The following is a 22,752-nucleotide window of genomic DNA, read 5'->3' on the forward strand; positions in this document are numbered from 1 at the left end:
ACCGTTCCGATACCCATTTAATGAGGGGAGAAACCACAAATGACAAACTGGCTCCCAGACAAGTCAGTATTACAAAAACCTGCCTATAAATCGTTGGCTGAGCAAATTGCTTCTGCCATTCAGTCTGGTGAACTCGAACCAGGTGAAAGGCTACCGCCGCAAAGAGATTTAGCTTACGACCTTGAGGTCAGTTTGCAGACTGTCAGCAGGGCATATGATGAGCTAAGACGCTGTGGATTGATTCAGGGAGAGGTGGGCAGAGGTACATTTGTAAGAACGAGACCAAGACCGGAGGCAATGCCTTTTGGAACCGCACCCGCACCTGATTCCATAGTAGAACTGTCTATCTACAAGCCGGTGCTCGGGTCACTGCATGAAGATTTAATAAAAGACGCATTGACGGTTCTAGGCAGTGATTTGCCAACAGACACTATCTTTTCATTTAGACCTAACCAGGGAATCGAACGTCATCTCAATTCATCAAGAGAGTGGCTTAAACTCTGTGGTCTAGATGCCGAAAGGAGCCGAACTCTCATCACCAACGGGGTAACTCAGGGTACAACCTCAGCACTGCTTGCCATTAGTAAGCCAGGGGCGATTATCGCAACCGAGGCAGTTGGTCATCACTCGTTGGCTGCACTTTGCTCCAGTCTCGGAATGAAGCTTATCGGGCTGAAAATGGACAGTCAGGGAATACTCCCGGAAGTTTTCGAACAGGTTTGTGAGACCCGCGATATCAGTGCTCTTTATCTTATACCAAATCTATCTAACCCGACTGCGTACTTCATGCCGGAAGAAAGGAGGGAGGATATAGGGGAGATTGCCAGGAAACACAATGTTTACATAATAGAAAATGATGTTCTGGGCCCCCTTGTCACCAATAAGCCCAGACCTTTTGTCGAGATTATTCCTGAGCAGGCTATTTATGTAACCAGTTTTACAAAATGTATTATGCCAGGTCTCCGCACGGGATATATGGTTGTACCACCAGGGATGTTGGGCGTCGTGAGAAGTCGCCTGTTGGCGACAGCTTGGATGGCCACCCCACTTATTGCTGAAATAGCCTCAAGGTGGGTGCTTGATGGTACTGCGCGAAAATTAATACTCTGGCAGAGAAGAGCATTACATGAACGACACCGGTTGGTAGAACAGATACTTGGCCATAGAGGAATCAAGTCACACGTTAATGCTTTACATATTTGGTTGCCTTTAACAGGTCGCTGGCGCCCTGATCCTTTCGCAGCCCAGGCGATGAAGCAGGGTGTTGCAGTAGCCCCGTCAGGGCCTTTTATTATTGATAACGATGCAGATGTGAGGGCTGTCAGAATATCTCTTGGCGCTGCGGGAAAAAGTGATCTGGAGCGAGGTCTTCATGTGATCGACCAGCTTCTTGACAGGGAAGAAGAGTATGCATTTGATTCATTTTAGCCTCATTGTGAAGATGCAGGTGAGATTGTTGAAAGAGAAGAAAAGAGATCTCCCCAATGTACTACCGCTAGTGTCAGCAGTTATGATCATGGAGAATCATTTATGACAGCTGTTTCCTTAAACAGAACCGCATCACCTCTTTTGTATAGTCCGGAAGACTCCTTCTGTAGAATTGGACTTATAGTACTGGCAACCGATCTTACAAGTGAACACGACTTTATAAAGATCTGTAACAACGGGAGAATACGGCTCCACATATCTCGAACTGAGTACAAAAACCCGGTGACTCCAGAAAATCTTCGTGCCATGAAAGATGGTCTGGCTGAGGCTGCGGCATTGCTTGTACCGGACATCCCGCTGCAGGCTGTATATTTCAGCTGTACTTCAGGAGGGGCTCTGTTGGGTGATAAAACAGTGGCTGAAAAAATACAATCCGCCGTTGGCCGGGTTCCTGTTATCACTCCACTCTCTGCTGCCACCAGCGCATTTACAGCTTTGGGAACCAGGAAACTAAGTATCCTCACCCCTTATACTGAAAATGTGGCAAGGCCAGTTGGAAGCTATTTTGAAAACAGTGGTTTCACTGTCCAGAATATTTCATATATGGGTTTGGTTGATGACAGGGAAATGGCCAGGATCAAAGCAGAGTCCATCATTGCCGCTGCCAAAGAAACTATTTCCGGCGATGCGGAGGCTCTTTTTATTTCCTGCACTGCACTGCGGTCTGCTGAAGTAGCCGGTTTGATAGAAAAAAAAATTGGCAAACCCGTTGTCACCAGCAACCAGGCAGCAGCATGGAAGGCTCTGAAGATAGCCTGTATAGTACCTGATGCATCCGGATATGGGAAATTACTGTCATCAAAGATGCAGTAAAATTTCAAAATACTAATTATTTAAGGCGTGTTTGCTTGCGTAGATATAGAGCGATAAGGAATTATTATGAGTATACAGTCCAGTCTTTTTTTCAGTGTTGAAGAGTACCGCAATCGCCTGGCCAGGACGCGTAAAGCCATGCAGCAGAAAAATATTGAACTCCTGTTGGTTACCGACCCTTCGAATATGGCCTGGCTCACGGGGTATGACGGTTGGTCTTTTTATGTCCACCAGTGTGTTATTCTTTCCCTCGATGAAGACCCCATCTGGTTTGGCAGGCAAATGGATCTTAACGGTGCGATATGTACTGTATTTATGGCTCAGGACCGCCTCGTCGGATATTCGGATGACTACGTCCAGTCAACTGAGAGACATCCAATGGATTATCTTGCCCAAAAACTGAAGGAATGGAAGTGGGATTCGTTGCGAATAGGGGTGGAGATGGACAATTACTATTTTTCTGCAGCAGCATATGTATCATTACAGAGAAATCTTCCCGGAACCACTTTTTTAGATGCCACTGCTCTTGTTAACTGGCAGCGTGCGGTGAAGTCTGAACAAGAGATTGAGTATATGCGGGTGGCAGCAAAGATTGTTGAGTCGATGCATCAACGGATTAGAGAGACAGCTGAACCGGGTATGCGGAAATGTGATCTGGTCGCAGAAATCTACGACGCAGGCATCCGCGGGGTAGGGGAGAAGGGTGGTGATTATCCTGCAATTGTACCACTTCTACCATCCGGTGAAGATGCTTCAGCCCCACATCTTACGTGGGATGACCAGCCTATGCGGGTGGATGAGGGAACGTTTTTTGAGATAGCAGGATGCTATCGTCGTTATCACTGCCCTCTTTCGAGAACAGTTTTCCTGGGCAAGCCACCTCAGGATATGCTTGATACAGAAAAAGCAATTCTTGAAGGTATGGAGGCAGGACTTGATGCTGCCAAGCCAGGGAATACCTGTGAAGATATAGCACTTTCATTTTTTACGGTATTGGAAAAATATGGGATCAGTAAAGACAGCAGAACCGGGTACTCTATTGGTCTCAGTTATCCTCCGGATTGGGGCGAACGTACTATGAGTCTGCGTCGAGGCGACAAGACGATTCTCCAGCCCAATATGACATTTCATTTTATGACAGGTTTATGGCTGGATTCATGGGGGCTTGAGATTACTGAAAGTATTCTGATTACAGAAAACGGTGTTGAAACTCTTGCTCATGTACCACGTGAATTGTTTGTAAAAAACTAGCCCGAAATTCTAACCAGTTCAGGCTGACTCGTTCCCATCCTAAAACTCAGCATTCTGTTCAATATCGAGGCGTGGCTTCATTATGTACCGCACGCATATGTACGATATTCGGAGGATAAATAATGTAGCCGGAACGCTGAGATTGGGTAGAGGGGTAGTTTGAGGACGGGAACTAACTATGTTTTTAGCGAATATTGTAGTTGTTCAGAGCAGCATTTTTTCATAATTCAGGGAAACAATGGGCATGAAACTCGATGAGTATGATCTGAAAATCCTTGAAACTATCCAGAAGGACGGCAGAATTACCAAAACGAAGCTTGCAGAGAAGATCAACCTGTCCCCGAGTCCGACCTGGGAGAGGTTGAAAAGACTCGAGGATGGCGGTGTCATATCCGGATATTATGGCAGGGTAAATTTGAAAAATATTGTACCTGTAACCACGGTGATGGTTGAAGTGGTACTTAAGCGTCACCAGATAGGTGATTTCAAACGTTTTGAGGATGCGGTCACCTCTGCTCCTGAAGTTGTTGAATGCCTTGCTATAGGAGGAGGCATCGACTATCTGATGCGTATCATGACCTCTGATATAGATAATTATCAGCGTATTATGGACTCCTTACTCGAGGATGATATTGGAATCGACAAGTATTTTACTTATATCGTCACAAAACCGATAAAAAATCTTTGCTCGATTCCCATTTCGAATCTTACAGATAAAACAACTGCAAATAGACCGTAAAAAAGAAAATTATTCTAAATGCTGCCTTAGTTCAAAAACACCCTCTGAAGAAAAAAGGATACATTGTTGATGGAGTCAGTATAACTGAAAGATCTTAATTGGAGGTGCTTGTATTAATAACTTCAGGATGAAGTTGGCAGGGTGCTACTCGAATTAGTGGGGCAAGATGTGAAAATTGCTGAATTGGAACTTGGTGGTTTAAACCATTTGTCATTTTCCCCGATTCTAATATTGAAAAAACAAAACCAGCTGTTTGGGCAGCTATGGATTTAAAAAGGAAAATATCATGACGGACAAACAAATTGGTAAAGGCACAAAATGTGTATGGGGTGGAGAGGAAGAATATCTCATGCAAAACGCAACACAGGTCCCCGTTGTACACAGTGTTTCTTATGGGTATTCCGATATAGATCAATGGCAAAAGGTCGCATTGGGAGAAGAAAAGGGGCATATCTATGGGCGGAACACCAACCCTACAGTTGAGGTTTTCGAAAATAAAATATGTAAACTGGAAGGTGCTGAAGCGGCAACAAGTGCATCTACAGGAATGGGAATAATCAGCAGTACACTTTTCACCTTTTTGCATCCCGGAAAAAGGGTCGTCTCTGTAAAGGATACGTACGGCGGAACAAACAAGATATTCACCGAGTTTCTTCCCAAGATTAACGTCGACGTAGCGCTGTGCGACACCACTGATCATGACGCAATTGAGAGAGAAATTGCTCAAGGGTGCGATGTCCTTTACTTAGAAACACCAACAAACCCGACTATCAAGATCATTGACCTGGAGAGGTTGGCGGCAGCAGGAAAAGCTGTGGGCGCCATTGTGGTTGTTGATAACACTTTTGCAACCCCCATCAACCAGCAACCACTTACACTTGGTGCTGACCTGGTCCTGCATTCGGCAACAAAATTCCTCGGCGGGCATGCAGATGCTCTGGGAGGAGTGATTTGTGGCAAAGAGAACCTTATAAAAGAGATCTATCACTATAGAGAAATAAACGGAGCAACCCTCGATCCGATGTCCGCTTATTTACTTCTTCGAGGTATGAAAACCCTCGCTTTGCGAATTGAAAAACAAAATGCGAATGCCATGGCAATAGCTCAGCATCTTGATTCCCATCCCCAGATAAAAAAAGTGCTTTATCCAGGGCTGGAGAGCCATGAAGGTCATGACATAGCACGGAAACAAATGTCAGGGTTTGGAGCAATGCTCAGTTTCATACTGAAAGATGAGTCTCTTGCTGCTGTGGGAAAAGTCATTGCAAAAATGAATTATGCCCATGCTGCCGCAAATCTTGGTGCAGTTGAAACAATCGTAGGCCCCCCTGCAACCACGAGCCATGTCGAATGCAGTGCAGCAGAGCGAAAGGCCATGGGAATCCCGGAAAGCCTTATCCGCTACTCCACCGGTATTGAAGATATTGAGGACCTGAAAGACGATCTGGACAGGGCCCTCGCTGTACTTGCTTAGGAGGCTGTCCGCAAATCACCTTTTCCCTCAACGCCTCGATCTGAGAACAGCAATTTTTTCTCAGATCGAGGCATTTTAGAAAAATTCAAGCAGAAGGCCATGCAGGCCCGGCGCGTATTTGGCCTCCACGGTGGTAACATGGAAGGCAGTGTTATAACGTCCAGATCAGGATCCGCCCTGTATACGTTTCACCTCAAGTTGGTTGATTCAGGTTATTCTGAGTATGCAGGTCTGTTTATCGTTGCAGAAAGTTGGCTTGTTGAGGAATCAAAAAATATCTGCCACCAGTTGTCATGAATCGGCAGTCCCAGGACCCGCACACTCCACAACACGCATGTGGGATCAAGCGGCTCGCCGACACTGTAGATAGCGCGGAGCTTCGGGAATTCCCAATCCTGCCAGGCAGCTTCTGGGATGCGCATCAAGCGACGGATCGCGGTTGGAGAGGTGTAAAGGATATTGACCTTTTCGTCTGCCAAAATCTGCAGCCAGCGACCGGCATCGAACTCGGCCTCATCGCATACCACGGTGATACCATGCACCAAGGGGGCGATAATCGCCTATGAGGTTCCTGTCACCCAGCCGGGATCGGCGGCACACCAGAAGATATCATTCGAGTGAAAATCGAGTACATAGAAGCCGGTGGCATAGTGGGTCAACATGGCTTCGTGTACGTGTATCGCCCCCTTTGGAAGCGAGGTCGTGCCGCTGGTGAAATGCAGCAGGGCAGGGGTTTTACTGGAGGTGGCCGGGATTTCCCAACTATCATCCACCTCACGGAGCAATCGTCTTTGGTGAAGCGGAAAGCCGAGTGCATAACTGCTCCGTCGGCAATCGGATTCCTTGAATCTCCCCTTTTATTTCACAACCCCTGCCAGTTGCTAATACTCCATTTCATCCAGGTCTTCTGGAGCCATTCCCGACTTTTTTCTCTTTTCCGGCTTTTCCGCAATTAAAGCCTGTGTAGTCAGCAGCAGGCCCGATACAGAAGAAGCATTCTGAATGGAAAAGCGAACCACCTTAGTCGGATCGATAATTCCAGAAGTATACAGGTTTTCATAGGTTTCGGTCTGTGCATTGAAACCGAAATCATTTTCGCCCTCCAACACCTCATTGACAACAACGGATCCTTCCCAACCGGCATTCTCGGCAATCTGTCGCAAAGGCGCACACAGGGCTTTGCGTAAAATATTCAGGCCATTTTTTGCATCGCCCTCTGCGGTTACATTGTCCAGGGCCTTAATACAGCGGATGAGGGCAACGCCTCCGCCGGGAACAATTCCTTCCTCTACGGCAGCTCGTGTTGCATGCAGAGCATCCTCAATCCTGGCCTTCTTTTCCTTCATTTCCACTTCTGTTGCAGCGCCGATATTTAGAACAGCAACGCCGCCGGCCAGTTTTGCAAGCCGTTCCTGTAATTTTTCACGATCATATTCTGAAGTTGTATTTTCCATCTGGCCCCTGAGCTGCTTAATGCGTTCATTGATGGATTCTTTGCTGCCTCCCCCATCCACAATTGTAGTAGTATCCTTGTCAATCTTCACATGTTTGCATGTACCGAGATCACTCAGCTTTACGTTCTCAAGTTTTATTCCCAGGTCTTCAGTTATAACCATGCCTCCTGTAAGAATAGCGATATCCTCAAGCATGGCTTTCCGGCGGTCGCCGAAACCGGGGGATTTTACAGCCGCAACGTTCAGCGCTCCACGAAGCTTATTGACAATAAGCGTTGCCAGGGATTCCCCCTCAATATCTTCCGCAATAATCAACAGCGGTCTGCTGGTCTTGGCAATCTCCTCCAAAAGGGGAAGGAGTACTTTCATGGCAGCAATTTTTTTATCGTGCACCAAAATGACAGGTTCCTCCAAAAGAACCTCCATTTTTTCAGCATCAGTGACGAAATAGGGGGAGATATAGCCGCGGTCAAATTGCATGCCCTCGACGACCTCGAGAGTCGTCTCCATGCTCTTGGCCTCCTCCACGGTTATAACACCTTCCTTGCCGACCTTATCCATGGCATCAGAAATAAGGACACCAATGGCGGCATCATTGTTGGCTGAAATGACTCCGACCTGCTCGATTTCCTTCTTGTCCTTGACCGGCCTGGAAATGTTTTTGAGCTCATTGACAATTGCCTCAACCCCTTTATCAAGACCGCGCTTCAGCTCCATGGGATCCAGACCCGAAGCAACAAGTTTATTGCCTTCACGAAAAATCTCCTGGGCAAGAACTGTGGCGGTTGTGGTGCCGTCCCCTGCCGTATCGCTTGTCTTGCTGGCAACCTCCCTCACCATCTGGGCGCCCATATTTTCGTACTTTCTTTCCAGGGTGATTTCCTTGGCCACAGTAACTCCGTCCTTGGTTACTATTGGAGGGCCAAATGATTTTTCGATGAGGACATTACGACCCTTAGGGCCAAGAGTTACCTTTACGGCATTGGCAAGGGCGTTGATACCCTTTAGAATGAATTCACGGGCGTCCCTGTCATAGCTGATTATTTTTGGCGACATCGCACGTAACCCTCCAATCTTTTGTTTGAAACTTCGTCAGGCGCATCTACCACACAAAGCAGGACATGCTTAACATTGTCGAGCTTGATCTCTGTCCCAGCCATTGTTGGCGAGTCAACCTGCTCACTCCTCCACACCCTTGATCTCAATCTTTTTCACTTCCGATTGTGGTAAGGCCTTCCGAGGGATGGTAATGTTCAGGACACCCTTCCTGAACTCCGCCTTGACCTTTTCCTCATCCGCATCATCCGGAAGTGACAGAATCCTCTGAAATGAGCCGTATGAACGCTCCATGCAATAATAATCCTTTTCCCGCTCTTTTTTTTCCTGCTTTTTTTCCCCCCGAATCGTCATGGCGTTGCCGGCAATCTCCACCTTGACGTCCTTTTCATTCACACCGGGGACTTCAACGGTTATTGTATATTCCTTGTCACTGGCGGCGACATCGACTTGGGGTTTCATAAAACCGGCTAGGCTCGCTGACGGGAAATCGGTTCTATATGGCGACATGCCAAAACCCCTGAAGGCATTTTCGAACAGCCTGTCCATTTCCCTGTGCAGCTGTATCATTGGATGATGGGAACTTTCAATGAGGCTGGCGGGTGACTCAGGGCGTGCAATGGGAACGGTTGTTGTGCTGCTCTCTTCCTCATCTTTGAACCAATTCCAAGGTGCCAATTTTTTTATATCCATGGTTCCTCCTCCTTGGGGAGCAAGTGGTGAATGAGATTCAGGAGTTCATCCGGAACGGCCTCTTCCTGAACCGGACTCATTTTTTCAAAAACTCCTTATTCCGAAGAGATAAAGGACTGCCTGCGAAAGACGGGCCCGAACCTCTCATTTTCATATGCCTCATCCCCCTCCACAGTGTTGTTCTTAACAACGAGGAGCGTGTCGGGGAAAATCCTTTTGACCCATCTCTTCGTTATTTGCGGGAAATATATGCTTGCAATATCAGTTATATGGCTGTGCTAAATTTTCTACAATTGCCTCGATCTGAGCCAAAATGGCAATTCTCCGACACACTCCCCGCCAGGCATCATAATTACCGCCCCAATTGAATATCAGCATTTGGGTTTCAATAGCTTTTTCAACATAACACCTGGGCGGCATCGAGCACGTTCCGTACCACCTCAGACAGCTTTGCATTGGATACCGGGTTCATCATGAACGCTTCAAATCTCATATTGCGGTTATTCTTATCACCTGCCAGCGAATTATGACCGGTACAGTCGATAACCGGAATATCATTGGCGTGCAGCGAAACCTTATGAGTATCTTTTATATGACTGGCGATTGAATTCGATTTCGACAATGAAATAGCTGCTAACTCAGCCTTGCCCAATATGACAGTTACCAGAAAATCCTGATCCTTCGGATGGGCGAAATCGAGAAAATTATGTACTGAAGGGGAAAATGTTGTTGTATCAAGGCCATAGATGTCATGTTGACCTGGTGACCAGAAAACCCTCCCTGTTCTGATATCCCGCTCCCAGGTGCCGATAAGGCTGTGTTTTTGATTCAGGCCATCGACATTGCTGGTGGAGGAATATGCTCTGCCATTCAACTCCTGTCCTGCATATGTGGATAATGCTAGGGGGGAATGCTGGTGACTTATGTTATGCCTTGTATCCATGAATCTGACAGTGTGTAAAGGTTTTTAAGGCTGCTATTGACCTTGACTCATTTGTTCATCATGTAAACACAACATTCATATTATAGACTCTTATATTTTCTCACAATCCGAAGGAAAAGTCAGGAAAAAAATCAGGATTTGGTTACGATTGGATAAGGCATGATCTGGCGCTCTTTCCTCACATATCAGTAAGTGCAAGACCTCATAGGCAGACTCGTCTTATCGATCTGCTGATTTACCCCTTGGGGCTGATCCCATCATGTTTCGTATATTTCGTGTACCCGGCATGCGGTGAAATCTCAGCTGGAAAAAAGATTGGCTGGCAAGTGCCTTGAGGGGGTATAATAAGTTAGGAACCATTTCACTCAATCCCCCGGAAGACGAGGTCGCGTATGCTCTTGCTCCTATTCCCTGAAGATGAACTCAGCACGCTTTTCGAGTTACTCTCCTACAACCTCCTTATTGGCCCTGCCCGAAAAGCCATATCTCCATCCGGTGAAATAGAGGCCAGAGAGGCACAAAGGGTAGGGGCGGTGGACGTTCCCAGAGGGATTTTGTATCACATGTACGCGTTCGACATGCAGGGGAGGATAACCAGAGCAGCTGTATTATTCTCACGAGCCAGAATAATGGCAACATACAGCTCGCTCTTCAAGAGCTAACGTCTGAATCGGTTGGGGCAGGACTGCTGGCCAAGGAAATCGAAAAGCTCGCTGTCATGCTTTTCAGGGCTTATGATCCGTGTATATCATGGTCTGTTCATTGAGCCAGAGAGTCGACCAAAAGGCTCTTACTGGTGAAAAAGAGGAGGTGAACTATGGGATTGAATGAGGACTTTTCCAAACTTGCAGACCGACTGAAAACAGAACGGGATGAATTGAAACTGAAAATGCATCTGGCATCCATGGAGGTAAAGGAAGAGTTTGAGGAAGCAGAGGAGAAATGGGGTCATGTAAAGTTAAAAGCCTCGGATATTGCGGATGAGGCAGTTGAGACCTCTGACGAGTACATAGCTAAGGCCAAGATAATCGGCGAGGAGCTGAAAGAAACCTATCGGCGCATCGCCAAACGGTTGTCTGAGTAAGACACTGAAAATATAGCTCTATGGTGACAAAAAATCTTGGGATGTCCGGTAAATTCTAGTTTTTTTAGTTCGTCCCGACCCCGAAAATGAAAATCTCAAAAAATCGGAAATCGACTTAAATGATTGAGGTAAGTATGAAATGCCCGAAATGTCATTCTGATATGGAGAAGGTTTACTTCCAGACTGTTGAGATCGACAGGTGCAAGGACTGCAAAGGGCTCTGGTTCGATCTCCTGGAGCATGAACAGCTGAAGATGATGGATGGTTCAGAGGAGGTCGATATCGGTGACCCGAATGTAGGGAAAAAATTCAACGATAAAGATTCGATCAATTGCCCCCACTGCAAAGCCAGGATGGTGAAAATGGTCGACAGCAAACAGAGTCACATCTGGTATGAGTCCTGCGCCATCTGCTATGGTGTGTTCTTTGATGCCGGTGAATTCACTGATTTCAAAGACGAGACATTTACAGATTACTTCAAGGATATACTGACCCGGGAGAGAAAGTAAAAAAGGTCATTAAAATTACCACCTGAAACATTACGAACATCCCGGTTGAAGGTGATTTCATCGACCAGGGGGCTTCGCTGGAAGAGGGCCTATAGCTGCTGGCAACTGACCGGTATCGGTCAGTTGCCGGTCAAAGAGACCAGGGTGTAGATGAATTATTAATACTTCCAGGTAAATATCATATGTCTGCCAAATTCTCGCGGTCTCTTATTCCAGCCTTTCAAAGTGCTCGATGATATTGTAGGAGTGGCTGCTGATACGTTCAAGATCTCGCAGTATTCCTGGGTAAAAAGAATCTGTTGCCCATTCTTCTCGTTCATTCGCATGCCATAGAATAAATTTTCTTCGCAGCTCCAGTTTGAGCATGCTGGCCTGGGTTTCAATGTCCGTTATATCTGTATGTACAACCTTTCTGGCACGCTTCATTGTCTGCAGGGCCGTATCGCATGTGAGAACTGCAGTATCGAAAATGTTTCTGAGATCCTTCTGCGCTTTTTGGGAAAATACGATCTCGGGCTGATCGGCATATATAACCATATTTTCTGCAAGGTCCGCGATGCGTTCGAGGTCCGTATGCGAGTGTATGAGAGCTCTTTTGAGGCAAATGTCCTTATCGGTAAGCAGCATATTACTGATGCTATTTCCGTATGCGATAAGAGCACTGTTCATTGCGTTTATAACCCTCTCATTCTCCCTTACTGCCTTGCCGGCGTCGGCATCCCCCTCAAAAAAGGCCTTGCCGGCAAGCTTGAGCGTTTCGTAGACTATTGAAAACATCTTCAGAGTTTCTTCCTCTATCCTTGAAAGTGCAAGTGCAGGAACGTTGAGGATGCGCTTATCAAGACTGGTCATTATATCCGGCACTTTCTGATCCTCTCCAGGGATGATTATTTTTAACAGTTTTATTAAAAAGCCTGTGAACGGAAGCAGCAAAAAGCTCACAGCCACATTGAATACAGTATGACTGTTGGCCAGTTGCCGGGGAACTGTCTCAGCGGACATAGCTATAATATTGCTGAATGGTGTGAGGAGGGGAAAGATCATTACAGCACCAAGCATGTTGATCATGAACTGCGCCAAGCCAGTTCGTCTGGCTGAAATGGAAGTACCTATGGTCGCTATTAGTTCGAGGACGCATGTACCGAGATTGGCTCCAACAATAAGCGCTATGCCGGAGGGGAGGTCGATAACGCCCTCCATGCTCATGGCAATAACCAGGCTGGTAGTAGCTGAACTGCTGCTGGTAATGGCAGTAAAGACTGCTCCAATGATGATCCCGTATAAAGGAAAACTGCCGAACTGGCTCATCATGTTCAGGATTGCAGGGAACTCCCTCAATGGTCTGGCACCATCAGTCATGGTATTCATCGCAAAAAATACAAGCCCAAGACACAATAGAATTTCCCCCAAATCCCTGGCCTTCTCATGACGATGGAATAAGCTATGTACAACAAAGCCGCTAATGATGAGAGGAAAATGAAAAAGAGATACTTTAAAGGCGACAATCTGGGCAGTCATTGTTGTGCCGATTTCAGATCCAAGAATGACATAGACAGCTTGATTCAGTCTCATAATCCCTGCGTTTACCAACCCCAAAAGCAGAAGTACAGTGACACTTGAACTCTGAACAAGGAAAGTTGTCACTGCCCCGGCAGCCATGCCGGTAAGAGGATTAGCGGTTGCCTTTTCGAGGATTATTTTCAACCGGAAGCCCGCGCTTCGTTTCATGGTATCACTCAGCATTCTGATACTGAACATGAAGATGACAAGACCACCGAGGATTTTGAAGGCAATAATTGCTGTACCCATACTCTGCTCTCTCTTCAGATCGGTTAACAGGGAAGCGGGTCGATCTCCATCAGGCTCTGCTGGCTGAACAGTTGAGAGCCTAAACGGTTGTCCGGGGTTGATGTTATAGGATTGACAACAACCTTCGTGTCTAATCAATCAGCATAGGCGACAGCGAGAACGTCTTCAAAGTAGTCAACAAAATGTGTTGAGAGGCCCTCCTTGATATATTCAGGCAGATCGGCGAAATCCTTCTCATTATCCTTGGGGAAAATAAGCTCCATTACACCAATTCGACGAGCCGCAATAACCTTTTCCCGTATGCCTCCAACGGGCAATACCTTGCCTGTCAGGGTCAATTCTCCTGTCATCGCCAGTCCGGGACGGACAGGCTTGACAACAGCCAGGGAATGCAGGGCCAAGGCCATTGTGATGCCTGCAGAAGGGCCGTCCTTCGGCGTGGCCCCTGCTGGAACGTGCAGATGGATAAAACGGTCGGCAAAGAATGACTCCTTTCCAGCGGTATTGTCGATAAGCGAGTGGATAAATGAGTAGGCAATCTCCGCTGATTCCTTCATGATATCGCCTAATTGTCCAGTCTGTTTAAAGCCACCGCCTTTTTTTAAGATCGACGAGGCCTCGACGTAGAGTGTTGCACCTCCATACTGAGTCCATGCCAAGCCTAAGGCTACCCCGGGAATAGCCCGTTCATATAATTCTTCAGAAAGATACGTGGGTTTGCCGAGAAATATTTCAACACTTTCTTCATCGATTTGAAAGTTCACTCCTTCGCCCTCAGCCTGTTTCAGATTAACCTGGCGCATAATCTTTTTGATCTGATTCTCTAAGTTGCGCACTCCAGCCTCTCTGGCGTAACTGTCGATGATTTTCAGCAATGCGGTATCCTCAATTACCACTTCGTCTGCCATCAAACCGTGCTCTTCAAGCTGGCGCGGGATCAGGTATTTTTGGGCAATTTCCATTTTCTCCTTAAGGATGTAGCCGGGAAGCTTGATCACCTCCATCCGGTCAAGCAAAGGGCGGGGAATGGTGTCAAGCTGGTTTGCTGTGGTCATAAAGAGAATTCTGGAGAGATCGTACCGAACATCAAGGTAATGATCGAGGAATTCCCTGTTCTGTTCAGGGTCAAGGACTTCAAGAAGTGCTGAGGCAGGATCACCGCGAAAACTCGTCCCGATTTTATCGATTTCATCCAGCATAATCACTGGATTTGACGTGCCGGTACGCTTCAGGCTTTGGATAATTTTGCCAGGCATAGCGCCAATATAGGTCCGTCTATGCCCCTTGATTTCCGCCTCATCGACCATGCCGCCCAGAGAAAAACGGAAGAATTCTCGGTTCAGGGCAGAAGCGACTGATTTCCCGATTGAAGTTTTCCCAACCCCAGGTGGCCCTACCAGGCAGATGATGGTCCCTGATATTCTCCCTCTCTTTATGATTGTGCTGATTATTTCCAAAATGAGCTTTTTGACCTCTTCAAGGCCGTAATGATCGTTATCAAGAATGGTTCTGGCTTTATGTATGTCCTAGGTTGTCGTCCGAGAAAATACCCCAGGGCAGCTCTGTCAGGGTATTCAGGTAGCCCCTGGTCACATGGAACTCCGCAGAACTGGTTTCCAGAACCTGCAGTTTCTCCAACTCCTCCTGAATAACTTTGGCAGCCTCGCTGCTCAACGCCAGGTTCTTTATTCTATTTTCGATTTTTTCAATCTCAGAGGCCTTGTCATCCTTTTCCATGCCCAGCTCTTTCTTGATGACCCGCAGCTGTTCGCGCAAAAAGAATTCGCGCTGATGCTTGGACATCTTCTCCTGGATCTGACGTTGGATATCTTCCTGTAAATGAGTGAGTTCAATCTCCTCCTGAAGCAATATAAGGAGTTTTTCGCCCCTTTTTAAAAGGTCGAAAGTCTCTAGGAGATCCTGTAGCTTATCTGAATCTGCAGAAATTACAGATGCTATGAGGTCCATCAGGGTTCCCGGTTTTTCAAGCGAAATTGACGAAGAGAGGAGCTTTAACTGTTCGTGAAAGATCGAATTGGTTTTTAACAGTTCTTTGACAGAAGAAATGATGGACAATGCATAGGACTTCAGCTCATCCGAAGGCTTGACAAGCTGATCAGGATGATACTCCACCTCCCAAGTGAGCAGGGGAGATTGGCGGGCTGTACGTATGTATGAAAAACGTTGTATTCCCTGAGCTAAAACATTGACTACCGCTTCTTCAAACTGAACAACTTTATAGATTTTAAGAACTGTACCCACTTTGTAGAGTTCGGAATGGAAAAAGTTTTTTTTGTCTTCTTCTTTTACCATGACCATGCCGAAGTAGCCGTTAAGCTCCTCAACGCTCGTTCGGATGAGATCTATGAATTTTTGTCCTGAAAATGGGATTGGTTGGAGCACCCCTGGAAAAACCGGACCAGATGTCGCAGGCGCAATGAGTATCTGGTTTGGGATTACATCAGATACCAAAACCAGGTCGTCGGAAACTGTCTCATCGCCGGTGTACTCAGCTGAAGAATTGTCAGTATTGGAAGAAAAATAATTGCTGTATATCACGTTCTACCCCTCCCACTCATGTTTGATTGAAAGGATGCATTATCCCAAGGGGCTCTCACAACAAAGGTGGCGACTTAAGACTTCAGGCTTTTTGGAACCGAGACTACATGGTCCCCCCCCTCAACACCCGTAATCTCGATCTTTTGCTCATCCGTGTCTTCCGGGGGTGAGCGAATCCTCTGAAAAGATCCGTATGAGCGCTCTATAAAATAATAGTACTTTTATCTGTGCAGCTTCATCCATAGGGTGCAGAGAACCTTCAATTTGGCTGGCGGAAAACTCGGGGTGCGCAATGAAAACGGCTGGTTCTCTGTTCTTTTCTTCATCTGTACACCAGTTTCAAGGTACCATTGTTTGATATTCATATTTCTCACTCCTTGATGAGCATGCGGTGCTTGTCATAGGGGAGACGATTTTGATGATACCATCCTGATTCGGATATATAATCATATCAATCTGTCCTGTTCCGGAGATCTAGAGACCACTGCCATGGAGGTTGTTACTAATACTCACCCAGGCCAAAATGTTCATGCATACATAACATCTATCGTGAGTCATTTTATTATCTCAAAAGTGGGAGGCAATGTCAGTTAAAAGTTGGGGACGAATTGATTTTTATTACGTATGACAAATATACTTCTTGTTCTCAATTTCAGTAGTTCGCCTTTTCGAGACTTTCCTTTAGAGTTCTTTCACACCACAGTTTTCCTTAAGGGGACTCTCCATTGTTATCTCTTCATCAGGTGGAGTCATTCTCTCCTTTTTGCAATTCCTGGATGGATTACGGGTAAATATCTGAATTACCCTACTAATAATTTAAATATTATATCTAAAGTTTTCTGGTCAATATCATCAAAGTATGTGACCATTTATTTTGCTTTATCAGCAAACATATTGTCTTTAGGGTCTGTTTTGGTGTCATCATCTCCTTTCAATAACTTGACTACATCTTTGCGAATCAAATTCGGTTGAATACGTTTCTTATTGGTGTCATCTTCAAATACATCGTCATCAAATCTTGTTGGTCCGTATAGTGTACCCCAGGAAGTCGCTAGCTGGGACACATATGTACTGAGACGTTGGTCTTTGTAAATTGCGATAAAAAGATTAATGGTGCGTTGAGTAAATCATGAATATTTAACAATTTTTAGGTAGCTAGATGTTCTTGGTCCTTGCAATACAAATATCCAACTTCAACAATGCTATCAATAAACTAGTTCCAACTCAGATTTTTTTAAAGGCGAAAAATTTATCTCAGTCAGTTCATTATCATGATTTATGAATTCATTTTCAAATCTTTGCTAAAACTTAATGCTACTATCTTATTATTCAACAAGTTTATGTGTTAGTTTTTGTTGAACGTTATTTTGATTCTTGACTCTTGGAGGTGTGAAATAATGTCATATTTACTTATTGCTAAAATTTTAATACACTATGTAAGTAACAATGCAAGGCCATAATATTAATATCCTAATTTGAAATATATATACTATGTATTGTTAATGTTAGGTATCGCTCTTAGTGTATATACATTTATGATAGAGCACTTAATAGTATTTATAAGTTAAAATAAAGGAAGCATGTAGAATAGTATTGTTAGAAAATGCAATAAGCATATATAAGATAAAATATAAAATTACTAATAACATAAAAAATAGAAAGTAACATTCCTAAAACGCACATTACGTGCACATATATGCCTGTATATGGGTGTAATAGGGATTCTGTGTCGTTTCTAAAAGCTGTATTGATTCAGTAGGACTCCAATTGCGTTTACACAGTAAGGTGCTCTCACTGCTCGCCTATGATACGGGTTAAATATATTTAAAAGCACATTGTAGAAACTAAAATTCAAAGATAAGGGCAAAGAAAATGCAAAGAAAGTAAATTTAACTTAATAGATTGGTAAATACATATTAGAGATGTTTTATGAACTAATTGTAAGCTCAATAATCAACGTGATTGGTTACAATATTTTTTAATCAAGACAGTTTTAAAATATTAAATTGTTCATTCTTGAGTCCAAAAAAGTCAAATGCTAGAAAGGCAGAATTGAGAAAAATGTATTGTATTTCACTCATTCTGAAGACTGCGACATAAAACGAATTATCAATATGTTTCAGGGTATTATTGATGTGAAAAAATACTTTATTGCTATGAGGGAATATTTTAAATAATATTAATTGATACATTCTGTTATTAAATATTAAATGATTTTGCTTTGTGTAAGGGGAGAGTGTTGTTTGTGAGTTAATAATTCTATTATTTTAGAGTCATTATTATGTAGAGAAATTACGCGGAAAGTATTTGGCGTTTGTATACAATCAATCTTAGTTGCTATGTCTTCACAGTTCCAAAATAATAATATTGAATATTTAATCTCTCACTATGGATAGGGATCAATATATTGAAATATATTGAAGGTATGTTTGTAATAAACGATAGGAGAAGAGAGAAAAAGATATAGAAATGCGGTTCCAAAGATATTTCATGCTATGTGTAGCTGCTCGTAATTAATAAAAACAACTCTTAAACTTATCTTAATTTTTTTTCCAAATACTTGACTTTGTGCAGAGGAATATTTGTACTACGTAAAATATGACATGTAAATATGTTTGGTATTTGTTCGCAGATGTGGCTATGTGAAATAATGTTAGCAATAGAGAATGCGTGTTCTCTATTGAGCTAATTATTGTTCAAAAATAGTGATAAGCAGTATAATTTATGAATATATTGCTACCATATTGAACATTTTAACGACCAATAAACTTTGCTGCCATAATTTCCACATTGCCAAACTATATATTTAGGTCAAGGTCAGCCTGAGAAACCTTTTTTCTCAATTTAGAAATTTTAGCTGGACCAGCGTTATACGAAACAAAAGCGAAAAGCGTGCGATTTAGAGTTGTGATGTCTGGTTCATTAAAAATTATTATTGGTAGTGCCAATTTACAATATTGAGACTGCACGATTCTGTAATGGCAGCAGTCACGGCAATCCCCCCCATATCCGAAATTTCTCAACTGAACCCACTTTCTCTTTTTCAGTAGGTTGTCAGACCTGAAGAGATCGAACGATTGATCGACAATCAAAAGTGGTTACAGTTACATTTTTATGGTTCATTGACCGACTTTTAGCTGTCGAAGTAATGAACTGAGCTACACCGTTGATTTATCTGAATTCACAGAGTTAATCACACTCAAATGGAGATATCATGTACACAATTTATACCATTCCCGGCTCTTGTTCCTCTGGTATTGTCGTCCTGCTTGAGAAACTGCAACTTGAATACACACCGGTTAGACGTGAAGACGTATCAAATTATTCTGAGCTAGTGCCAACTAACCAGGTACCTGCATTGAAATTACCCGATGGTCAGATTATTACAGAGGGGGCTGCGATTGTTCTCTACCTGCTTGAGAAACACAATTCACCAATGATACCTACCGACCTTGCCCAAAAAGCCGAATTTCTCAGGTGGTTAATGTTTGACTATGCGACGCTGCATCCTGCCTATGGTAAAATGTTTACTATTATGTACAGAGTAAACATGGATGAAAATGAGAAAGTCAGCGTATTAAAACAATTAGCTCCATCTGTCTCCAGTTTATGGGCAATTCTCGATAAAGAATTGGAAAAAAAACAATTCATCACGGGCGATCAACCAACAATTGTAGACTATCTGGCGACTATTTACTCAAGTTGGGGGAAGAATTTTCAAGATATCGATATTACATTTGGAAAAAATGTGGAGCGACTCATTAAGCAGGTATCCAATCTCCATGAGTTTCAGGCCGGTTATAAGAAAGAGAATATTGATTTTTGAAAGGCTGTGTGAAGCAAATTAGCAGATATAAAACCACTCTGGCCTTCAGCAACCAGAGTGGTCTTTTATAGTACATCAATAATGTTGATAGTTTCGGAACTATCCCAATAGCATTTAGTATTCAGGTCTATTACTCATATAGACTGAGGTGGATCGAAACACTGTACGGGTAGGTGGTCTTATAAGGGCGGGGACTGCTCTTCGCCCTTTAGAGCACAGGAACAATCTAATCCTAACAAGTATGTTGATTTTCAAATATTGGCAATGGTAAGCTGAAGATCTTAAGTCTATTTGAGAATACTCAGCAAAAGCCGATACTTCATCTAAGAAATCCAGTCAGGTCCTTTTAATTGAAAAAAGAGGGGGAAGACGGGCATGTCTAAAAAAATGGTGCTGTCATTGGTTTGTATCATTCTGGCTATCGGAATATTTACGCCAGTATTTGCAGGGGAACTTGCTGAAATGATCTACCACAATGGAAACATTATCACGATCAACGACGCCCAGCCAAGAGTTGAAGCGGTGGCGGTAATGGATGGAAAAATCCTGACTGTTGGCACTGAAACAGACGTCTTCAAGTCCAAGGGAGACATGACCAAGTTGATCGACCTTGACGGCAACACCATGCTTCCCGGTTTTTTCGATGCCCATGGCCATGTAATGGGCGGCGGCTTGCAGGCGCTATCCGCCAACATCCTTGCACCACCGGATGGCGAGGTGAAAGATATCGCTTCACTACAGGAGACACTTCGGGAGTGGATGAAAAACAATCTCAAGGCTGTAAAGGAAATCGGTCTTATCGTCGGTTTCGGTTATGACAATGCGCAACTTGCCGAACTGCGACATCCAACACGGGATGACCTAGACGAGGTATCAAAGGATGTGCCGATTGTTTTGCTTCATCAGTCTGGGCACCTTATTGCTGTAAATTCAAAGGCCTTGGAATTTGGTGGGATCACTGCGCAAACCGAAAATCCGGAAGGCGGGGTTATTCAACGTACTGAGGGAGGGAAAGAGCCCAATGGCGTGCTGGAAGAGACGGCAGCGTTCCCTCTTCTACTTAAACTGCTTGCACTTGTGGGACCGGAAGGCTCAAAGACTTTCATTACAGCCGGGACGGAACTATGGGCAAGTTTTGGCTATACAACCGCACAAGACGGCCGAACGATGCCAAACGCTATAAAAACATACAAAGAAGTAGCAGAGACCGGTGCACTGAAAATCGATGTCGTGAGTTACCCGGATGTGCTCGTTGATCGGGAAATAATCAAAAACGAATATAGCCCATCCTACAAGAACCGCTTCCGCGTCGCCGGTGCCAAGTTGACTATTGACGGCTCGCCTCAAGGGTTCACGGCGTGGCGCGACCGGCCGTATTACAAACCTGTTGGAAACTACCCTCCAGGCTATGTCGGCTATCCGGCCGCAACTTCTGAGCAGGTACTGGACGCAATTGATTGGGCCTATGCCAACGACATCCAGATCTTGACCCATTCCAACGGTGAGGCTGCTTCGGATCAATTGATCGCCTCTATTGATGCGGCCACCCCAAAATATGGTGCAGGGGATCGTCGCCCTGTCCTGATACATGGCCAGTTTCTCCGGGAAGACCAGGTTGATTCGTTTAAGAGACTCAACATCTTTCCCTCGCTTTTTCCCATGCACACGTTTTATTGGGGTGACTGGCATCGCGAGCATACCGTCGGTCCTGAACTCGCCGACAATATTTCGCCGACCGGCTGGTGTGTAAAACGTAGCATGATGTTCAGTTCCCATCACGACGCACCCGTCGCTTTTCCTGACTCAATGCGTATACTTGATGCAACCGTTACCCGTCGATCACGTTCGGGGGATATTATTGGACCAGCCCAACGCGTTGATGTGATGACCGCCCTGAAGGCAATGACTATTTGGCCTGCTTGGCAGCATTTTGAGGAAGACTCGAAAGGATCAATTGAAGTTGGGAAACTGGCCGATTTCGTTATCCTGGATAGAGATCCAACCGCAATTGACCCTGAAAACCTTGATCAAATAAAAGTTACGGAAACGATAAAGGAAGGTAAAACTGTTTATCAAATGTCAGGCACAGACAAGGCCGCTGCTCTTTTTAAGCCGAATAGCCTCAGTACTCAGGCATTCGCCCGCATGTTAGCTTTGGCGGCTGATCATTCAGGCCATAATCATGGTCAAGACAACCATGGTATCGGCTGTACTTGTGGCGTGATTAGCAAGCTTGCCAATGTGATGGTAATGGGGAACGACAGTTGATATCTGATCAGATTATCTCACGATTAAGCGTTGCTCACCGTTGCTCTGATTGAGCAGCGGTGAGCTTTATATTTCCTGGTCAAATGTCGTATATTTAGGTTATTTCCCAAATTGTAGGTCTTCCTGTACACCTACCGGTTGAAAGTTAACGTGCAATTCGTTTGGGAGCAATTTGAGGTGACAGGAATTAAGGTAAAATAGAATTGCTGACAGAATACTCAAGCCTTCGATGTGGCAATATTAGCGCTGCGGCTCACACACTGGAATGATGCGAAGCGATAACGGAGCAAAATGTCCAGTGCAGCCGTGTTGCTAAGCGAGATGATTGAAGTGTCAATTGCTCGTTGCATGTTTGCATGCGTAGTAATAGCTGTACGCCATCAGGATAATCAGAGCAATTGCAAAGAGAAGCAGGGCTAAATTAAATTCGATAACACCTTCCAAAGAAAACCATGTTCTTACGATAGCGATCATTGCAACAACGAGAATTGTTGGAATAAGTATCCATTTTCGTTCAATTGGTTTTCTATCTGAAATCATCAACATTACAGCCCAGGAGAATACAACAGCAGACGCAAGACCCATCGGATAGGTTATTTCGGTTGCACCCATCCTTTCAGGTATCAATAATAGTATCGCGACCACAAAGTCCGCTATAGCGGCTGTCCAATAGCTTAACCTCAATAATATAATTAGTTTTTTCATATTTTACCTCACTGGGGCGATCGCCAAACCCTGAGAATTTTCGAGGAAATACATACGATAAATGGCTGACAAGTCATTTTC

At 44.6% G+C, this 22,752-nt stretch carries 18 protein-coding genes and 1 pseudogene; 10 read left to right on the forward strand and 9 right to left on the reverse strand.

The genetic code is table 11. The features are described from left to right. The first annotated feature begins 39 nt into the window (after window positions 1-39). The 5 genes from GA520_RS06825 (at window position 40) to GA520_RS06845 (ending at window position 5,765) form a co-directional block, all read left to right on the forward strand. Complete coding sequence (locus GA520_RS06825; RefSeq protein WP_163339394.1) at window positions 40-1,428, forward strand: PLP-dependent aminotransferase family protein; 1,389 nt, start codon at window positions 40-42, stop codon at window positions 1,426-1,428. A 102-nt stretch (window positions 1,429-1,530) separates the two neighbouring features. Continuing rightward, on the forward strand, window positions 1,531-2,301 hold the full coding sequence (locus tag GA520_RS06830; protein WP_163339395.1) for an aspartate/glutamate racemase family protein: 771 nt from the start codon (window positions 1,531-1,533) through the stop codon (window positions 2,299-2,301). A 66-nt stretch (window positions 2,302-2,367) separates the two neighbouring features. After that, window positions 2,368-3,552, forward strand: a complete 1,185-nt coding sequence (gene doeA / locus GA520_RS06835) for an ectoine hydrolase DoeA (protein WP_163339396.1) — start codon at window positions 2,368-2,370, stop codon at window positions 3,550-3,552. 244 nt (window positions 3,553-3,796) lie between these two features. Then, complete coding sequence (locus GA520_RS06840; RefSeq protein ID WP_163339397.1) at window positions 3,797-4,291, forward strand: Lrp/AsnC family transcriptional regulator; 495 nt, start codon at window positions 3,797-3,799, stop codon at window positions 4,289-4,291. A gap of 286 nt (window positions 4,292-4,577) precedes the next feature. Continuing rightward, window positions 4,578-5,765 carry a cystathionine gamma-synthase family protein gene (locus GA520_RS06845; protein ID WP_205749333.1) on the forward strand — a complete coding sequence of 396 codons (1,188 nt, stop codon included), beginning with the start codon at window positions 4,578-4,580 and terminating at the stop codon, window positions 5,763-5,765. Window positions 5,766-5,977: 212 nt separating this feature from the next. Here GA520_RS06845 and GA520_RS06850 read toward each other — a convergent pair. The 4 genes and pseudogenes from GA520_RS06850 to GA520_RS06865 all read right to left on the reverse strand — a co-directional run bounded on the left by GA520_RS06850 (window position 5,978) and on the right by GA520_RS06865 (window position 9,842). Beyond that, window positions 5,978-6,538: pseudogene (locus GA520_RS06850) on the reverse strand (AMP-binding protein). A 108-nt stretch (window positions 6,539-6,646) separates the two neighbouring features. Continuing rightward, entirely contained in the window at window positions 6,647-8,275 is a 1,629-nt protein-coding gene (gene groL, locus GA520_RS06855) for a chaperonin GroEL (RefSeq protein ID WP_163339398.1), read from the reverse strand. A gap of 123 nt (window positions 8,276-8,398) precedes the next feature. Then, window positions 8,399-8,968: an Hsp20/alpha crystallin family protein gene (locus GA520_RS06860; RefSeq protein WP_163339399.1), complete on the reverse strand. Its 570-nt coding sequence runs from the start codon at window positions 8,966-8,968 to the stop codon at window positions 8,399-8,401. Between the two features lie 397 nt (window positions 8,969-9,365). Further along, window positions 9,366-9,842, reverse strand: a complete 477-nt coding sequence (locus tag GA520_RS06865; protein WP_163339400.1) for a hypothetical protein — start codon at window positions 9,840-9,842, stop codon at window positions 9,366-9,368. 461 nt (window positions 9,843-10,303) lie between these two features. On the opposite strand from GA520_RS06865, the gene GA520_RS06870 reads away from it, so the two are divergent. From GA520_RS06870 to GA520_RS06880, 3 genes are all read left to right on the forward strand, one after another. Beyond that, window positions 10,304-10,573: a hypothetical protein gene (locus GA520_RS06870; protein ID WP_163339401.1), complete on the forward strand. Its 270-nt coding sequence runs from the start codon at window positions 10,304-10,306 to the stop codon at window positions 10,571-10,573. Window positions 10,574-10,728: 155 nt separating this feature from the next. Beyond that, a complete protein-coding gene (locus tag GA520_RS06875; RefSeq protein ID WP_163339402.1) occupies window positions 10,729-10,995 on the forward strand; it encodes a hypothetical protein in 267 nt (88 codons plus the stop codon). 134 nt (window positions 10,996-11,129) lie between these two features. Further along, entirely contained in the window at window positions 11,130-11,504 is a 375-nt protein-coding gene (locus GA520_RS06880; protein WP_163339403.1) for a zf-TFIIB domain-containing protein, read from the forward strand. A 207-nt stretch (window positions 11,505-11,711) separates the two neighbouring features. On the opposite strand, the gene GA520_RS06885 is transcribed toward GA520_RS06880, so the two are convergent. The 4 genes from GA520_RS06885 to GA520_RS06900 form a co-directional block, all read right to left on the reverse strand. Beyond that, the gene (locus GA520_RS06885) at window positions 11,712-13,313 is read right to left on the reverse strand and encodes a Na/Pi cotransporter family protein (protein WP_163339404.1); all 1,602 of its coding nucleotides are present in this window, start codon (window positions 13,311-13,313) and stop codon (window positions 11,712-11,714) included. A 134-nt stretch (window positions 13,314-13,447) separates the two neighbouring features. After that, the gene (lon, locus tag GA520_RS06890; protein WP_205749346.1) at window positions 13,448-14,836 is read right to left on the reverse strand and encodes an endopeptidase La; all 1,389 of its coding nucleotides are present in this window, start codon (window positions 14,834-14,836) and stop codon (window positions 13,448-13,450) included. After that, entirely contained in the window at window positions 14,829-15,872 is a 1,044-nt protein-coding gene (locus GA520_RS06895) for an LON peptidase substrate-binding domain-containing protein (RefSeq protein ID WP_205749334.1), read from the reverse strand. The genes lon and GA520_RS06895 overlap by 8 nt, the downstream gene beginning before the upstream one ends. Window positions 15,873-16,093: 221 nt before the next feature. Further along, on the reverse strand, window positions 16,094-16,237 hold the full coding sequence (locus GA520_RS06900; protein WP_163339405.1) for a hypothetical protein: 144 nt from the start codon (window positions 16,235-16,237) through the stop codon (window positions 16,094-16,096). A gap of 2,849 nt (window positions 16,238-19,086) precedes the next feature. Here GA520_RS06900 and GA520_RS06905 point away from each other — a divergent pair. Together GA520_RS06905 and GA520_RS06910 are read left to right on the forward strand one after the other, a co-directional pair. Further along, a complete protein-coding gene (locus GA520_RS06905; RefSeq protein ID WP_163339407.1) occupies window positions 19,087-19,698 on the forward strand; it encodes a glutathione S-transferase family protein in 612 nt (203 codons plus the stop codon). Window positions 19,699-20,073: 375 nt separating this feature from the next. After that, a complete protein-coding gene (locus GA520_RS06910; RefSeq protein ID WP_205749335.1) occupies window positions 20,074-21,966 on the forward strand; it encodes an amidohydrolase in 1,893 nt (630 codons plus the stop codon). A 333-nt stretch (window positions 21,967-22,299) separates the two neighbouring features. Here the strand turns inward: GA520_RS06910 and GA520_RS06915 are convergent, their stop codons facing one another. Further along, window positions 22,300-22,671: a hypothetical protein gene (locus GA520_RS06915; protein WP_163339408.1), complete on the reverse strand. Its 372-nt coding sequence runs from the start codon at window positions 22,669-22,671 to the stop codon at window positions 22,300-22,302. Window positions 22,672-22,752: the final 81 nt, after the last annotated feature.

Origin of the sequence: Desulfopila sp. IMCC35008, from assembly GCF_010646885.2 — a bacterium.
Classification (GTDB): domain Bacteria; phylum Desulfobacterota; class Desulfobulbia; order Desulfobulbales; family Desulfocapsaceae; genus Desulfopila.

Bases quoted from the DNA above. Each gene is read 5' to 3' on its own strand.
- GA520_RS06870 (WP_163339401.1), top strand. From the start codon at position 10,304: ATGCTCTTGCTCCTATTCCCTGAAGATGAACTCAGCACGCTTTTCGAG.
- GA520_RS06875 (WP_163339402.1), top strand. From the start codon at position 10,729: ATGGGATTGAATGAGGACTTTTCCAAACTTGCAGACCGACTGAAAACA.
- groL (WP_163339398.1), bottom strand. From the start codon at position 8,275: ATGTCGCCAAAAATAATCAGCTATGACAGGGACGCCCGTGAATTCATT.
- GA520_RS06880 (WP_163339403.1), top strand. From the start codon at position 11,130: ATGAAATGCCCGAAATGTCATTCTGATATGGAGAAGGTTTACTTCCAG.
- GA520_RS06860 (WP_163339399.1), bottom strand. From the start codon at position 8,968: ATGGATATAAAAAAATTGGCACCTTGGAATTGGTTCAAAGATGAGGAA.
- GA520_RS06900 (WP_163339405.1), bottom strand. From the start codon at position 16,237: ATGAATATCAAACAATGGTACCTTGAAACTGGTGTACAGATGAAGAAA.
- GA520_RS06825 (WP_163339394.1), top strand. From the start codon at position 40: ATGACAAACTGGCTCCCAGACAAGTCAGTATTACAAAAACCTGCCTAT.
- doeA (WP_163339396.1), top strand. From the start codon at position 2,368: ATGAGTATACAGTCCAGTCTTTTTTTCAGTGTTGAAGAGTACCGCAAT.
- GA520_RS06915 (WP_163339408.1), bottom strand. From the start codon at position 22,671: ATGAAAAAACTAATTATATTATTGAGGTTAAGCTATTGGACAGCCGCT.
- GA520_RS06910 (WP_205749335.1), top strand. From the start codon at position 20,074: ATGTCTAAAAAAATGGTGCTGTCATTGGTTTGTATCATTCTGGCTATC.
- GA520_RS06840 (WP_163339397.1), top strand. From the start codon at position 3,797: ATGAAACTCGATGAGTATGATCTGAAAATCCTTGAAACTATCCAGAAG.
- GA520_RS06830 (WP_163339395.1), top strand. From the start codon at position 1,531: ATGACAGCTGTTTCCTTAAACAGAACCGCATCACCTCTTTTGTATAGT.
- GA520_RS06845 (WP_205749333.1), top strand. From the start codon at position 4,578: ATGACGGACAAACAAATTGGTAAAGGCACAAAATGTGTATGGGGTGGA.
- GA520_RS06885 (WP_163339404.1), bottom strand. From the start codon at position 13,313: ATGGGTACAGCAATTATTGCCTTCAAAATCCTCGGTGGTCTTGTCATC.
- GA520_RS06905 (WP_163339407.1), top strand. From the start codon at position 19,087: ATGTACACAATTTATACCATTCCCGGCTCTTGTTCCTCTGGTATTGTC.